At 61.3% G+C, this 14,510-nt stretch carries 16 protein-coding genes; 6 read left to right on the plus strand and 10 right to left on the minus strand.

Features of this window, described 5'->3' with window-relative positions; all coding sequences use genetic code 11:
- Positions 1 to 5: 5 nt before the first annotated feature.
- The 9 genes from trpC to LC531_RS02480 all read right to left on the minus strand — a co-directional run bounded on the left by trpC (position 6) and on the right by LC531_RS02480 (position 7,479).
- Positions 6 to 812, minus strand: coding sequence for an indole-3-glycerol phosphate synthase TrpC (trpC, locus tag LC531_RS02440; RefSeq protein WP_223648741.1), 807 nt, complete (start codon positions 810 to 812; stop codon positions 6 to 8).
- Between the two features lie 157 nt (positions 813 to 969).
- Complete coding sequence (trpD, locus tag LC531_RS02445) at positions 970 to 1,965, minus strand: anthranilate phosphoribosyltransferase (RefSeq protein ID WP_223648742.1); 996 nt, start codon at positions 1,963 to 1,965, stop codon at positions 970 to 972.
- Positions 1,966 to 2,110: 145 nt separating this feature from the next.
- Positions 2,111 to 2,683 carry an anthranilate synthase component II gene (locus LC531_RS02450; RefSeq protein ID WP_223648743.1) on the minus strand — a complete coding sequence of 191 codons (573 nt, stop codon included), beginning with the start codon at positions 2,681 to 2,683 and terminating at the stop codon, positions 2,111 to 2,113.
- A 147-nt stretch (positions 2,684 to 2,830) separates the two neighbouring features.
- Positions 2,831 to 4,273, minus strand: a complete 1,443-nt coding sequence (locus tag LC531_RS02455; protein WP_223648744.1) for an anthranilate synthase component I family protein — start codon at positions 4,271 to 4,273, stop codon at positions 2,831 to 2,833.
- A 244-nt stretch (positions 4,274 to 4,517) separates the two neighbouring features.
- Positions 4,518 to 5,018 carry a POTRA domain-containing protein gene (locus LC531_RS02460; RefSeq protein ID WP_223648745.1) on the minus strand — a complete coding sequence of 167 codons (501 nt, stop codon included), beginning with the start codon at positions 5,016 to 5,018 and terminating at the stop codon, positions 4,518 to 4,520.
- Positions 5,019 to 5,087: 69 nt separating this feature from the next.
- Positions 5,088 to 5,735: a M48 family metalloprotease gene (locus LC531_RS02465; protein WP_223648746.1), complete on the minus strand. Its 648-nt coding sequence runs from the start codon at positions 5,733 to 5,735 to the stop codon at positions 5,088 to 5,090.
- A gap of 29 nt (positions 5,736 to 5,764) precedes the next feature.
- On the minus strand, positions 5,765 to 5,956 hold the full coding sequence (locus tag LC531_RS02470) for a hypothetical protein (protein WP_223648747.1): 192 nt from the start codon (positions 5,954 to 5,956) through the stop codon (positions 5,765 to 5,767).
- Positions 5,953 to 6,336, minus strand: coding sequence for a BlaI/MecI/CopY family transcriptional regulator (locus tag LC531_RS02475; protein ID WP_223648748.1), 384 nt, complete (start codon positions 6,334 to 6,336; stop codon positions 5,953 to 5,955). Before LC531_RS02475 ends, LC531_RS02470 begins: the two co-directional genes overlap by 4 nt.
- Positions 6,337 to 6,642: 306 nt before the next feature.
- Positions 6,643 to 7,479, minus strand: a complete 837-nt coding sequence (locus tag LC531_RS02480) for a CvfB family protein (RefSeq protein ID WP_223648749.1) — start codon at positions 7,477 to 7,479, stop codon at positions 6,643 to 6,645.
- 261 nt (positions 7,480 to 7,740) lie between these two features.
- Here LC531_RS02480 and LC531_RS02485 point away from each other — a divergent pair, with 261 nt between their 5' ends.
- Complete coding sequence (locus LC531_RS02485; protein WP_223648750.1) at positions 7,741 to 8,196, plus strand: energy transducer TonB; 456 nt, start codon at positions 7,741 to 7,743, stop codon at positions 8,194 to 8,196.
- A gap of 127 nt (positions 8,197 to 8,323) precedes the next feature.
- On the opposite strand, the gene LC531_RS02490 is transcribed toward LC531_RS02485, so the two are convergent.
- Complete coding sequence (locus LC531_RS02490) at positions 8,324 to 10,273, minus strand: BamA/TamA family outer membrane protein (protein WP_223648751.1); 1,950 nt, start codon at positions 10,271 to 10,273, stop codon at positions 8,324 to 8,326.
- A 251-nt stretch (positions 10,274 to 10,524) separates the two neighbouring features.
- Between LC531_RS02490 and LC531_RS02495 the strand changes: the two genes are divergently transcribed.
- The 5 genes from LC531_RS02495 to LC531_RS02515 all read left to right on the plus strand — a co-directional run bounded on the left by LC531_RS02495 (position 10,525) and on the right by LC531_RS02515 (position 14,422).
- Positions 10,525 to 11,793, plus strand: a complete 1,269-nt coding sequence (locus tag LC531_RS02495) for a putative DNA modification/repair radical SAM protein (RefSeq protein ID WP_223648752.1) — start codon at positions 10,525 to 10,527, stop codon at positions 11,791 to 11,793.
- 111 nt (positions 11,794 to 11,904) lie between these two features.
- Positions 11,905 to 12,294, plus strand: coding sequence for a hypothetical protein (locus LC531_RS02500; protein WP_223648753.1), 390 nt, complete (start codon positions 11,905 to 11,907; stop codon positions 12,292 to 12,294).
- A gap of 54 nt (positions 12,295 to 12,348) precedes the next feature.
- Positions 12,349 to 12,570 (plus strand): hypothetical protein, encoded by a 222-nt coding sequence (locus tag LC531_RS02505; RefSeq protein ID WP_223648754.1) that lies wholly within the window; start codon positions 12,349 to 12,351, stop codon positions 12,568 to 12,570.
- A gap of 47 nt (positions 12,571 to 12,617) precedes the next feature.
- Positions 12,618 to 13,508: an alpha/beta fold hydrolase gene (locus LC531_RS02510; protein ID WP_223648755.1), complete on the plus strand. Its 891-nt coding sequence runs from the start codon at positions 12,618 to 12,620 to the stop codon at positions 13,506 to 13,508.
- Positions 13,505 to 14,422, plus strand: a complete 918-nt coding sequence (locus LC531_RS02515) for a TIGR03915 family putative DNA repair protein (protein ID WP_223648756.1) — start codon at positions 13,505 to 13,507, stop codon at positions 14,420 to 14,422. The genes LC531_RS02510 and LC531_RS02515 overlap by 4 nt, the downstream gene beginning before the upstream one ends.
- The last annotated feature ends 88 nt before the right edge of the window (positions 14,423 to 14,510 follow it).

Below are 14,510 nucleotides of genomic sequence, written 5' to 3' on the forward strand. Positions count from 1 at the left end.
GTGCGCTAAGAAGCCGTAACAGGCCCGGATAGTTCTGCCACCAGTCCCGCTAACGCCGCCGCCGGGTCAGTGGTTTTCATAAACGTCTCACCAATCAGAAAGCCCTGGTAGCCCGCCCGCCGTAGCGCCAGAATGGTGCTGGCATGCTGCAAGCCACTCTCAGCTACCCGCACGAAGGTGCGGGGAATGAGGCCAGCCAGCCGCGCCGACGTCTCCACATCAGTGGCAAACGTGGCTAGGTTGCGGTTGTTCACGCCCACCAAATCCACAGTGTCGGCCAGGTGGCTGCGCAGCTCGGCCTCGTCGTGCACTTCCAACAGCACTTCCAGCTCCAGGCTGTGCGCAAAGGCGCTGAACTGCACCACCTCGGCCGGCGAGAGGCAACTGGCAATGAGCAGGATAAGGTCGGCCCCCATCGCCCGCGCCTCCGTTATCTGGTATTCGCTGATGATAAAGTCTTTGCGCAAAATCGGCGTAATGGGGCAGGCCGCCCGCGCCGCCCGCAGGTCATCGGCCGTGCCGCCAAAAAACGGCTCATCCGTGAGCACCGACAGTACCGCCGCGCCCGCCGCCGCGTAGCCCGCCGTGGTGGCACCCGCCTCGGCCGTGCCGTTTAGCACGCCTTTGGAAGGCGAGCGCCGCTTAAACTCAGCAATAATGCCCGACGAGCCGGCGGCAGTGAGCGCCGCCCGCGCCGATAGCACCGGCCGCGTGAAGGGGGGTAGGGCGTGCAGCGCCGTCACGGGCATTTCGGCCTCGCAGCGCGTCACTTCCAGGCGCTTTTCAGCGATTATTTTATCGAGGATGGTCATGTAATTTTTTGCAAACAGAACGTCATGCTGAACGCAGTGAAGCATCTCGCGTGGCTTAGTAATTTCAATTGGCTAACAACATTCAGCCGGCGCGAGCGAGATGCTTCGGCAAGCTCAGCATGACGTTCTTCGAGTGAAGAAGTGCCCCCCGCGCAGCCTACCCCAGCGCCAGCAGCTTTTCAAACGCCTGCCGGGCCCGGCCGCTGTCCAGCGACTCGGCCGCCTGGGCCAGCCCTTCGGCAGCATCGGCGGCGCGGCCGGCGGTGCGCAGGGCCAGCGCGGCATTAGCCAGTACGGCGTTGCGGTGGGCGGCGGGGGCCTCGTTACGCAATACCTTCTGAAAAATAGCCGCCGCTTCTGCCACCGTGTCGCCGCCAAACAGCGCCTCGGGCGTAGTCTGCGGCAAGCCCAAGTCGCTGGGCGACAGCAGTTCCTCGCCCTGCCGGCTGATGAGCTTCACCGGACCAGTTAGCGATACCTCGTCGTAGCCATCCAGGCTGTGCACAATGAGAAATTCCCTACCTCCCTCCTGCTGGTGCAGGTAGGCATACAGCCGCGCCAGCTCCAGGCTGAACACGCCCACCAGCTGCAAGCGCGGCCGGGCCGGGTTCACGAGCGGCCCGAGCATATTAAAGAAGGTTTTCACGCCCAGCTCCTTACGCAGCGGGGCCACGTTTTTGAGGGCCGGGTGAAACAGCGGCGCGTGCAAAAAACAAATATTCGCCTCGTCCAGCTGCCGCTTGAGCGCGTCGTTATCGGCCGTAAACTTCACGCCCATGTGCTCCAGCACGGTGCTGCTGCCGCTGATAGATGACACGCCGTGGTTGCCGTGCTTGGCCACCGGCTGCCCCGCGCCGGCCACTACAAAGGCCGATAAGGTGGAGATATTGAACGTGTTGCGGCCGTCGCCGCCGGTGCCGCACACGTCCATGGCATCCACGCCGCCGAGGTCTACGGGAAGGCACAGCTCCAGCAGCGCGTTGCGGAAGCCGGCCAGCTCCTCCACCGTCACGCTGCGCATGAGGTACACGGTGAGGAAGGCGGCAATCTGGGCGGGGTTGTACTGGCCCTGGGCAATGCCCAGCACCACGCGGTGCGCCTCATCCTGGGGCAGCGTGCGGTAGGCAAAAAGGTGGTTGAGGGTGTCTTTCACTTTATTAGCTGAGTATTAATCTAGAACGTCATGCTGAGCCTGCCGAAGCATCTCTACCGCGTAACTAAAGTCAATCGTTGAGAATACTGCTGCGGTAGAGATGCTTCACTGCGTTCAGCATGACGACCTTTTTCAGTGAGTCCGGCTACCCATTCACCCAATTCGCCAGCATGGTTTTGCCGTGCTCCGTCAACACCGACTCGGGGTGAAACTGCACGCCCAGCACGTCATAATCACGGTGGGCGAGGGCCAGCACCTGGCCGTTTTCATCAAAGGCCGTGATGCGCAGCTCGGCCGGCACGCCCTCGGGCGCGATGGTCCAGGAGTGGTAGCGGCCCACGCGCACATTATCGGGCACGTCGTTGAAGAGCCGGTTATCGGCCGCGTCGGGCGTTTGGTGCAGCGTGTGGGCCACACCGTGGTGTACCTCGCCCAGGTTAGCGAGCTGGCCACCAAAGGCTTCTCCGATGGCCTGGTGGCCCAGGCACACGCCTAGGATATGCTTGGTCGGCGCATAGCGCTTTATCAACTCGGGCATAATACCCGCCTCGCTCGGAATGCCCGGCCCCGGCGACAGCAGAATGTGCGAGTACTTATCGACCTCCTCGAGGCTGATTTTATCGTTGCGAAATACGTCCACTTCTTGCCCCAGTTCGCGCAGCATATACACGAGGTTGTAGGTGAAAGAGTCGTAGTTGTCGAGAACCAGAATGGGCATTTTTTTAATTTTTTAAGTCGTCATGCTGAGCGCAGCGGAGCGGAGTCGAAGCATCTCTACCGCTGCAGTAGTCTCAACGTTTATAGTTAGTTGCGCGGTAGAGATGCTTCGACAAGCTCAGCATGACCGCCTATTTACTGAAAATGATTACACCTTTTCCGCCTGCTGCATAGCCGCGCGCAGCGCGCCCAGCTTATTATGTACTTCCTGCAACTCGTTGGCCGGTACCGACTTGGCCACTACCCCCGCGCCGGCCTGGTAATACAGCGTATTGTCCTTGCTGAGAAAAGTGCGAATCATAATGGCGTGGTTGAAGTCGCCGCCAAAGTCGAGCGCCCCGATGCAGCCGCCGTAGAAGCCGCGCTGCGTGCTCTCGTACTCATCGATGAGCTGGATGGCGCGGTACTTGGGCGCGCCCGAAAGCGTGCCGGCCGGGAAGGTTTCGCCCACCACATCGAGCGGCTCGGTGTCGGGGCCAAGCTGGCCCACTACCTTGGAAACCAGGTGAATAACGTGTGAGTAGTATTGGATTTCCTTGAAGCGCTCCACGGCCACCACGTCGCAGCGGCGGCTGAGGTCGTTGCGGGCCAGGTCCACGAGCATCACGTGCTCGGCGGTTTCCTTGGGGTCGTTGAGCAGCTCCTGGGCCAGGCGGGCGTCGGCCGCGTCGTCGCCGGTGCGCCGGAAGGTGCCCGCGATGGGGTAGAGCACCGCCTGGCCCTTGTTCACCACAATCTGCGACTCGGGCGAGGAGCCGAAAATCTTGTAGCTGCCGTAGTCGAAAAAGAACAGGTAGGGCGACGGATTGAGCGAGCGCAGCGCCCGGTACACATTAAACTCATCGCCCTGAAAACCCTGCTGGAAGCGCCGCGAAAGCACCATTTGAAACACGTCGCCGCGCTGGCAGTGGTGCTGCCCCAGCCGAATTAGCTCCAGGTACTCGGCATCGGTGGCGTTCGACGTTTCCTCGCCGGTGAGGTGAAAAGCATGGGTAGCAAAGTTGCGGTTCTGGATGAGCGTTTCGATGTAATCGAGCGTGTCGGCTACCGGCTCTTCGCCCTCGTTCAGGTACTGATGCTCAAATAAATACAGCTCGTCCTTGAAGTGGTTGATGGCGATAACGTAGCGAAATGCCTGGTACACGATGGCCGGCACCGTGCTGGCCCCTGGCTTATCGCGCAGCGTCACATCCTCAAAATACTGCACCGCCTCGTAGGCCATGTGCCCAAACAGCCCGTTGGTAATGAACGGCAGCCCCGACGGCGCGGCCGGCTGGAAGCTGCTCCGAAACTCCCGCAAATGCGTGAGCGCCTGGCGCGGGTCGGCCAGCGTGCTGGTGGCGGCCGGCTGGCCGGGGCGCTGGGTGGTGAGCTGGTTTTTATCGAGCTCAAAGCGCGCTACCGGGCTGAAACAGAGGTAGGAAAAGCTGTTGTTATTACCGTGGTAGTCGGAGCTTTCAAGCAGCAGCGTGCCCACAAACTGGTCGCGCAGCCGCAGGTACAGGCTCACCGGCGTGAGGGTATCGGCCAGCAGGCGGCGGTGGCGGCTATGAACAATGGTGGCGGAAGAAGTAGCAGTAGCGGCCAGCATGGCGAGGAAAGACGGGGGTAGGGGACAACAAAAAAGCCCGCTGCGGTGAGCAGCGGGCTTGGAGAATCTCTAAGGGGTTCAACCAACTTATAATGCCTAATGCTCAGCCTCTTGGGAAGGTTGAGTGCCACCAGCTTTGCGAAACGGTTGCGACGAAGGTCATTAGTTGGGGTCGGTTTGCGGGGGCAAAGGAACGACGATTTTTTGAAAAAGCAAATTCTCGGAAATGAAAAAATGGGAGAAGCTATTTTTCCACGACCACAAATCCTACGTTGACCAAGCCCCTCGCTGGGTCGGGCTGCGGGTTGACAGCAATTTTGGTGGGGTCAAAAAAGCCGCTTTTGGTCAGCACGCGCTGCGATTGAATGAGCTTGGCGCGGCTAAACAGCTCGCCCTGGTGCAGCGGTAGCATGCGCAGGATATCGGCAGTAGCTATTTTGCGGTTACTTTTCACGGTGATGGTATCTACTTGAGCAGTAGGGCCTTCATGCAGGGTAAAAAGTAAGTCGGTGGTTCCATCGGCTTGGGTTTTGGCCACTGGGCTCAGCGCGAAAAACAAGTAGCCTTGGTTCATGTAGCGGGAGGTAAAGTCACTATTGTCGGGCCAGTAATTGAGCTTGGCATCCAGCGCTTCTTTGCTATAGGCATCACTTGGTTTCAGCCCCAGCGCCCTGGTGAGCTGCGCAGCCGACAGAAAGTGATGGCCCAGCCACGTGATAGTCCCAATCCGGCTTTGGGCGCGCAAAGTATGAGAAACTGAGCCCGGCGCTTTGGCTGCCGACGAGGGGGTAGGGCCAAGGGCCGTCGCGCTCACTCAAGCAAGGGTAGCCACCGGAATAACTAACAGAAAACGAAGCTTTTTCATGAGAGAAGAGGGAGGATTGGTGAGTATTTGTAGGCGTAGGGCAACCTGCTTGGTAGAAAAGGGGTGAACCAATGAAACTGGCAGTGGCCCGGTGGCTAGCTTGAGCAGCAGGTGGCCATAGGCGCAGTGGCTGCCAGCGTGGCGCGTTACAGTGGCATCGGCCAGATACTCGTGTACCGTTTGCAGCTGCCAACGCAGATAAGGCACCAGGCCGTTGAACCAAAAGAACCAACCGATTACCTCGGCCAACAGCAGGTCGAAGGAGTGGTATTGGGTACTATGTACCTGCTTATACTGAAGTAGTTGGGCATAGTCGGGGGTAATGAGCTGCGTGTGGGCCGGCGACAAAAACACGTAGCGCCCGAAGGAAAAGGCCGGCCCGGCGCGGGCAGCTGCACCAGCCAGTCCCGCCCCAGCCGCGTGCGCGGGTGCCTTCGTACCAGCCGATACAGCCAGCCCAAGCTGCGCCCCGTGCGTCCTTCCTGCCAGGCCACGCCCAGCTAGTAAGCTACCAGTACCACCGTCAGTCAGGGTAGGCTTGCCGCCGGAGCCACCGCAGGTGCATCGATGGCCGCGGCCGCGGCAGCTAGCTTCCACGCTGGCAGACTCGGGACCGTGGCGGCCGGCTATAACAGCCGTGCCCAGGCGGCTGGCAACGCTACCAGGGGTAGCAACGCGCTGGCTACCAATGTACCCAGCGAGTAAGCGCGATTCCAGCCGAAGGTGCTGAGGCGGGCCAGCAGCAGCCGATAGCACAAGTTAAAAGCTACCTGGCAGGCCGTAGCCGCTGCTAGACACGGGAGCAGGCCGTTGGTCATGGCCGGGCTTGGGGGGTAGCATCGTCGTCATTGGCCAGTAGCTTGCGTAATTGCTGCAACTCCTTCGGGCTCAAGGTTTCCTCCACCATATAGGAGACAAGCGCGGCTGGCGAGTTATCGAAGTAGCGGGCCATCAGGCGTTTCAGGCTTTGGGCCCGATATTGCGCCCTGCTGATGAGTGGAAAGTACTCGTAGGTTTTACCGTAAGCCTTGAATCCCAGATAGCCCTTCCGCTCCAAAATACGCACCACCGACGACACGGTGTTGTAGGGCGGCTTGGGGTCGTCGGGTAGGTGCTCGATGATGTCCTTCACGAAAGCCTGCTTTAACTTCCACAGCGCTTGCATGATGGGTTCTTCGGTTTTCGTTAGCTCTTCCATACGCTAAAGATATAACGGATAGTACAGTTTTAAAACTTACTTCTAAGTTTTAAAACTGTACTATCCGTTTTTAGAAATTCGTGGTCTGCGAGAGAGTGCCGGGCGAGCACAAAAAAGCCCGCTTGGCCGAGTGGCACAGCGGGCTTTATTAAAGAAGTTTCGGGTAGGGTAGCTCAGTAACTTATCTAAACTGATTGATTATTCAGTTGAAAAATTCTAAACCCAGTTCAAATCAGGATAATACAAAATATTTTTACATAAAAATAAACTGCAACATAAGGCAAAAAGCACCCGAAAGAGATACCGCTACTTGGCTACTGCCAGCCGGGTTTCCTCAGGGCCCAGTTCTACCAAACCCTGCTTGTAGAGCGAGCCAATGGCTTTTTTAAAGACTTTTTTGCTCATACCCAGGCGGCGGTACACGTCGTCGGCCAGGCTTTTATCGCCGAGAGGTAGGCGGCCGTCGGGGCGCTGGCGCAGGGCGGCGAGTACGAGGCCGGCGGCACTGGCTACCTCGTTGTAGCCGGCCTGGCCGAGACGCACGTCGAGCTTGCCATCGGCTCGAATCTGGCGCAGGTGGCCGGGTAGTATCTCGCCCAGGCGTAAAGGTCTAAATACTTCATTGCCATAGAGTAAGCCCGCGTGGGTGCCGTTCACGATGACGTGGTAGCCGAGCGGCGTTTCCTCCGCGATGAGCAACTGCACACTCGCGCCCTCAGCCCCTTGGAAGGGCTCAGGATTCAGAAACTGCTGCCACTTGGCCGAGGCCACGAGGCGGTCGGTAGCGTCGTCCAGGTACACATACACTAGCACGCAGTCGCCGGGGCGAGCGGGCTGGCGCTGGTTGGCGTGGGGTAGCAATAGGTCTTTTTCGAGGCCCCAGTCGAGGAAAGCGCCGGGCGGGCCCACGTCGCGCACGGCGAGCGCGGCGAAGCTATCGACCACGGCCAGCGGCTCTAACGTGGTGGCAATGAGGCGGTCTTCCGAGTCGCGGTACACGAACACGCGGATGATGTCGCCCACGTGCACGCCTACCGGGCGGTACTTCTCGGGCAACAGTAGGTCGCCGTCGTCGCTGGTCAGGTAGAAGCCAATGCTGACTTCGCGGGCTATTTCGAGGTCGTTAAAATCGCCGAGACGCATAAGTACGGAAAGGCCGGCAAGCGCCGACAGGTGAAGGCCGCGAAGGTAGGGCCGCCCGGCACAGCGCGCCGAAATAAGCTAAAACCAGGAATTTTCAGCATCCTTGGAAGAATCGGGACGTTGTTCGGAAAAGTACTATAAAAATGAATCAAAAACCCTTAAATTTGACAATGGATAGCTTATCACTGCAGCCAGTGTTATATTTTTTTTACCTTTATGACCATGCGATTTATATCTTGCTTACTCTTACTTAGCTTGGCTTTGGCCGGCTCCGCGCTGGCCCAGAGCTCCGCGCTGGCCCAGAGCCCCGCACTGGCCTCCGCCGGGCCGCTACCAATGGGTAGCCTGGCCGCGAGCGCTGCCCCCAGGGCCACGCCTACCCCCGGCTTGCTGTTCAAGCCCGATTCTATTTTCGTGAACCCGCAGATGCGACCGCAGTTTACGGGCGGCGACGCGGCTTTACGCGCTTACCTGATGAAAAACCTGCGTTACCCTGAGTTGGCTCTGCGTCAGCACGTTACAGGTAAGGTGTACGTATGCTTTATCCTGAATGCCGCCGGGCATATCACCGATGCTTCGGTGGTGCGCGGTCCCGGCAGCGGCCTCAACGAAGAGGCCCTGCGGCTGGTGTGGCTCATGCCCAACTGGGTGCCTGCCCAGCAGCAAGGGCAGGCCGTGCGGGTATCGTGCACGCTGCCCATCGAGTTTCAGGAGTAGCGCTGGCTCCATCTCTTTGAATGGGGTAGGCGCTGATTTACTGCGCTTCAACGCTGGAGCGGCCTACGTAGAGGGCTTGCTCTGCGCGTCGCGGGCCGGTTACTGCTTTACTTAGTTGAATGGTCGGCTACTGAATACCGTACTGCACCACGCTGGGTTGGCCGAAGCTGAAGTCGCTAAAATTGTAAGAGTCGCGGTTGGTTTCGAACAGGCGCAAGCCGTTGGGGCTGAGCTGGCCGCGGGGGTAGAAGCCCAGCAGAATCTGGAACGTGCGCAGCACGGTCAGCTCGTTGCGGAAGCGCAGGCCCAGGCCAAAGCCGGTGTAGGGCGCGTCGCCGCCGAAGGGCGAGCCGCCACCAATGCGCTCGTTCACCACTGCCATATCGGCGAAGGCCAGCACCGCCACCCGGAAGCCCAGCAGCGAGAGCGGCGTGTACACGGTGCCCTCGTAGTTGGCCAGCAGGCGGCTGGTAGCCAGTATCTGGCCGCTGGGCCGGAAGCCGCGCACACCGTCGGGGTTGCTACTAACGCCGCTCAGCAGCACCTCGGCGGGGTAGCGGTTGAAGCCCGCCGTGACGCGGGCGTTCAGCAGGTGGCGGCTCAAATAGTTGCCCGCCCGGAAGCGCCGCGTAAAGTACAGCACCTGCCCGCTGAGCAGGCCCTGCTCCCAACCGCCATCGAGCACCCGCTGAAAGGTATTGAAATCGAGGCTGCCGTAGAGGTAGCCCTGGCGCTCGGAGTAGCCCGCCCCGGCCACGCGCACGTCGAAGTAGCGGCGCGGCCCCACCGCGTTGTGCTCTACGCCGGTCGTGAAACTGAGCAGCGTGCCGGCCGGCACGTCCTCGGTGCGGCCAAAGCCAAAAAGGTACTTGTCCTTGTAATACCGGCGCACTGAATAGCCCACCGAGCCTAGCAGAATGACGCGGGTGCGGTCGTCGGGGGTGTTGGCGGGGTTAGTAGTATGGTGCTCGTTGATAATGCTACCCGCGATGATAAGCCGGCCGGGGTTCTCGTAGCCCAGGTCGTAGGAGCGCAGGCGCAGGGCGCGCCCCACCCACAGCGTCTGGCTGGTGTAGGAGCGTATCTTGTAATTGGGGGGCTGGCCTTCGGCGGGGGGGGCATCGCGCGGTAACACGATGCGCAGGTTAAAGACGTCGGCCGTAAGCGCGCCGGCCCAGCGGGCGCTGGGCGAGTAGAAGTCGCGCCGCGCCGACACCCCGCCCGAGTGTGACTCGAACTCATTATAGTAGTGCCCCTCAGCGTACACGAAGTTGCGGAACGGTGCCCGGTAGCCCGCCTCGTAGCCCCAGGTTTGGGGCAGGTCGCGGCCAAACTGGTAGCGGTTGCTGAGTTGGTGGCCCAGGCCTAAGAAGTTCTGGTCGCCGGCCGTCACTACGGCTTGGTTTAGCCCGCCGCGCAGCTCGTAGCCCCCCGTGAGGCTGAACACGTCGGTGGTGTACACTAGAATATCCACGCTGTCGCGGGTAGCGGTGGCCTCATTTACTAGCACGCGGGCGTCGAGAATTTCGTCGGTCTGGCGCAGCAGGCGCTCACTTTCAGCCAGGGCCTGCGGCAGCAGCGGCTGGCCCACCCGAAACAGCAGCACCTGCCGGATGCGCGAGCGCGCCGTGCGGATGTGCACGGCATTGCCCGACTTCTCCAGAAACGTGTGCGGCTGGCGCAACGAGTCGTTCAGGCTATACCCAAAGGCATCGAAGGGCGTGATGCTGACGCGCCGCACAATCTTGAAGTTGTGCTGGTCGAACTGCCGGTTGAGCAGCACCGCGTCGAGGCCGTGGTCTTCTTGCCGCGGCTTGGTAAAGCGAAAAAACGCCGCTAGCGACCGTCCCATAATGGTGCTGCGCCGGGTGTAGCGCTCTAGGTTCAGGCGCACCCGCGCCTCATCAAAGCGCCGGCCCAGCGAGTCGGCGGGCGGGGCCACGATTTTTTCGGCGGCGCGCAGCGAGTCGGGCGGCACGGCCACCCGCGGGGTAAAATCCTGGGCGCGCACCCGGCCCGGCCCGCTCAGCAGCAAGCCTACTAATGAAAGACACAGGATTAAAAAACTACGCGACATCGGGCACGGCGGCACTACGCGCAAGTTACGGCGGGCCGCGCGCGGCAGGGCCCGGCTTGCGCGTCTACCCCAACGCTACTACCCCCCGTTAAGGTATGGCACCGGCGGTAGGGGGTAGGCAACGTAAGCCGCTGAATGTGGTGCGAAGCGCCACGGGTAAGGAAACTTTTTCTAAAAAAATTAGCTTATCAAAAGCTTGCCAATTTCAGTGGCCGGCGCTACTTTTACCCCCGCCAAACCACCCCGTTTCGATGAACGAGCGCATTCAGGAGAAGCTAAGCATCTTAGCCGACGCCGCCAAGTACGACGTATCGTGCAGCAGCAGTGGCGGCAAGCGCAAAAACGAGCAGCAGGGCTTGGGCACCGCCGAGGGCATGGGCATCTGCCACAGCTTTACCGAGGACGGCCGTTGCGTGAGCCTGCTCAAGATTCTGCTCACCAACCACTGCATCTTCGACTGCGCCTACTGCGTGTCGCGCCGCTCGAACGACGTGAAGCGCGCCGCCTTCACCGTGGATGAAGTGGTGGACCTGACCATCAACTTTTACCGCCGCAACTACATCGAGGGTCTGTTTCTGAGCAGCGGCATTTTCAGCTCGCCCGACTACACGATGGAGCGTTTGGTGCGCATCGTGAAAAAGCTGCGCACCGAGCACAATTTCAACGGCTACATCCACGTCAAAACCATCCCCGGCGCGTCGCCCGAGCTGATTCAGGAAGCCGGCCTCTACGCCGACCGCCTGAGCGTGAATATCGAGCTGCCCTCGGAGCTGGCCTTGCAAAACCTGGCTCCGGAGAAGAACTACGCCGAGATTCTGACCCCGATGGCCCAGATTCGGGACGGTATTATTCAGAATAAAGAGGAGAAGGCGCTGTTTAAGAAGGTACCGCAGTTTGCCACTGCCGGCCAGAGTACGCAGCTCATCGTGGGGGCATCGGATGAGAATGATTTACAGATAATTAAGCTCTCCGACTCGCTCTACCAAGGCTACGGCCTCAAGCGGGTGTATTACTCGGGCTACGTGCCGATTACCGACGATGCGCGCCTGCCGCAAGTCACGCAGCCGCCGCTCGTGCGCGAGCACCGGCTGTACCAAACCGACTGGCTGATGCGTTTTTACGGCTTTGAGGCCGACGAGATTCTGGACCCCGCGCACCCGTACCTCGACCTCGAAATCGACCCCAAGCTGGCCTGGGCGCTGCGCAACCGCCACCTGTTTCCGGTGGATGTGAACGTGGCCGACCGCGCCGTGCTGCTGCGCATTCCGGGGGTAGGGGCGCGCTCCGTCGAGCGCATTATCCAGGCCCGGCGCTTTACGTCGCTTACGGCCGAGCACCTCGGCCAGTTTGGGATAGTGATGAAGCGGGCGCGGCATTTCCTTTCGGCGCGGGGCCTGGCTCCGGCTGCCCTCGGCGAGCTGGACTCGCAGCAGGTGCGCCGCCAGATTTTGTTTGGAGGTAAGGCTACGCGCTCGGCTTTAGTCACGCAGCAACTGGACTTGTTTGCCCAGGTGGGGTAGGGTTGACGGAACACGTAACTTAAATTGGCATAGCTAGTGCAGTGTGCGGAATGGAAGAAAAGCAGGTACTCTTGTCCATTTATCCACTGCCTATTTACCGCAGCTATTCGCATGAAAAAAATTCTGCTCGCCGCAAGCACCCTCAGCCTGAGCGGCTGCCTGAACAATAGTTCGCCCAGCGAGTGCCAGAGCACGCAGGTGGTACCCGTGAGCAGCGCCATCGGCCCCAAAACGGTGACCGTGAATCAGCCCGCCACTTACTCCCTCACCTACCAGCCGGGGAGCCCCTGCGGGAAGCTCAGCAGCGTGGCCGAGCAGGTGCCGGTAGCCGCCAACACCCACCTGCTTGGCGTGCAGGTGGACTACAACGGCTGCAACTGCCCCCAAACGACCACGTTGGCTCAGGCTCTCTACACTTTTGTGCCGACCCAGCCCGGCACTTACTACTTCCGGTTCGTGACCGCCAGCGGCTACCTCACCGATACGCTGGTGGCGAAGTAGCCGCTGGTCCTCAGCTTGCCTGGCCGCGGTGGCCGGGATAACTTCTTTATACCCATGCAGATTACTCATCGCGCCCCCGCCGTCGCGTCGGCCCCCGCTTCGCTCGCTGCTGAGCCGCTGCTGGCGCTGGCTGGCCCTACCCCCCTGGGTATTGGCAAAGCCCCGCGCCTGTCGTGTTGCTGCCGTATTTCGGAGCTGCTGCCCCTGGTGCGCCACCTGCACGACGCGGCCCGCGCCGCGAGCCTGGCCTCGGAGCAGCCTGGCGTGGCGGCGTAAGCGGGCCGGCGCGTAACCTTTTGGGGGGGTAGCCGGGTACAGCCCACATGGACTACCCCCTCGAACACCACACCGTGCCCACCAATGGCCTGCGGCTGCACGTGGTGCAGTGCGGCCCCGCCAATGGCCCGCTCGTGGTGCTACTGCACGGCTTTCCGGAGTTTTGGTACAGCTGGCGGGCGCAGCTTCCGGCGCTGGCTGCCGCCGGCTACCGCGTGTGGGCCCCCGACCAGCGCGGCTATAACCTGAGCGATAAGCCCTTGAAAATCAAAGATTACGTCCTGCCGACCCTGGCCGCCGATATTATTGGCTTGCTCGATGCGGCGGACTGCCGCCAGGCATTTATCGTGGGCCACGACTGGGGCGGCATCGTGGCGTGGTATCTGGCCGCGCACTACCCCCAGCGCGTGGCGCGGGCTACTATTCTCAACGTGCCGCACCCGGCCGTGGTAGGCCCCAGCCTATGGCGTGTGCCCGACCAGCTGCTGCGAAGCTGGTATATTCTATTTTTTCAATTGCCAAGCCTGCCCGAGTGGCTGCTACGGCGGCGCAACTGGCGCTGGGGCGAGCAGGCGCTGCGCCGCACCAGCCGGCCCGGTACCTTCGGCGCGGCCGAAGTGGCGCGCTACAAAGTAGCCTGGGCGCAGCCGGGGGCCGCGGCGGCGATGGTCAATTGGTACCGGGCGCTGCGGCGGCCAGCCGGCACGTGGCCGCCCATTCGAGTGCCGGTGCAAGTGCTCTGGGGCCAGCGCGATGCTTTTTTGAACGCCCGGCTGGCCAAAATCAGTCTCACGCAGTGCCAGGATGGCCGCCTGCACTATTTCCCCGAGGCCACGCACTGGGTGCAGCTTGAAGAAGCGGCGGGTGTGAATGCCCGGCTGCTGAATTTTATGGCCGAGTCGGCGGCCGTTACGCCTGCTACTACTTTACCCGCGTGAGTGTCCCTACCCCCCTGCGCCGCCCCGATGCCCATGCGGGGGTAGGCCCGGTGGCCCCGCGCCCACCCGCGCCCACGCTGCACCATCCACCCGCCGACTACACCTACGACGGCTCGTTTGAGGGCCTGCTCACGGTGCTGTTTCGGGTGTATGAGCGCCGCTCGGCCCCCAATAGCATTCAGCCCGAAGGCGCGGCGCAAGGCGGGCTGTTTGCCCAGGCCGTAGCCATCGATACCGACGAAACGCTGGCTACCCGCACCTGGGACGGCCTGTTGCGCTTTATGCCCGACGCGGCGCGGGCCCGGCTCTACCACGTCTTTCTGAGCGAAGACCCCGAGCGCGAGCTGCTCATTTTCCGCTACGCGGACATGGCCCTGCGCGCGGGCCGCGACATCTCCGAAAACTACGCCGACCCCACCGTGCGCCGCATGCAGCGCCTGGCTCAGCAGCTCTTCCGCGAGAAACACCGCATGGAGGCTTTCGTGCGCTTCGAGAAGGCCCAGGACGGCCTGTTTCACGCCACCATCGAGCCCGATTTTGACGTGCTGCCGCTCATTGCCGGCCACTTTACCCGCCGCTATGCCGACCAGCGCTGGCTGATTTTTGACAAGAAGCGCCGCTACGGGCTGTATTATGACCTGCGCCAGACGACCATCGTGGAGTTTGAAACTGGCCGCGCTACCCCCCGCCCCGGCGAGGTAGCGGCCACGGTGCTCGATGAGCGCGAGCCGCTCTTCAAAATCCTTTGGCAGGCGTATTTCGACCACGTTAACATCCCCGAGCGCAAGAATATCAAGCTGCACCAGCGCCAAATGCCGCGCCGCTACTGGAAATACCTGAGCGAGAAGCAGCCCCGCGAACGGCGCTTCGAGCCGATAAAGAACAAACGCGGGCCCGAGCCGCCAAGTTTATAAAGCCGCGACCCTGCGCCACTCTCCCTGCGTGAGCGACCCTTAGCGCCGAGAGACGCGCAGGGTCGCGTCTCTACATAACTTGCGGCCT

The organism is Hymenobacter psoromatis, from assembly GCF_020012125.1.
Classification (GTDB): domain Bacteria; phylum Bacteroidota; class Bacteroidia; order Cytophagales; family Hymenobacteraceae; genus Hymenobacter; species Hymenobacter psoromatis.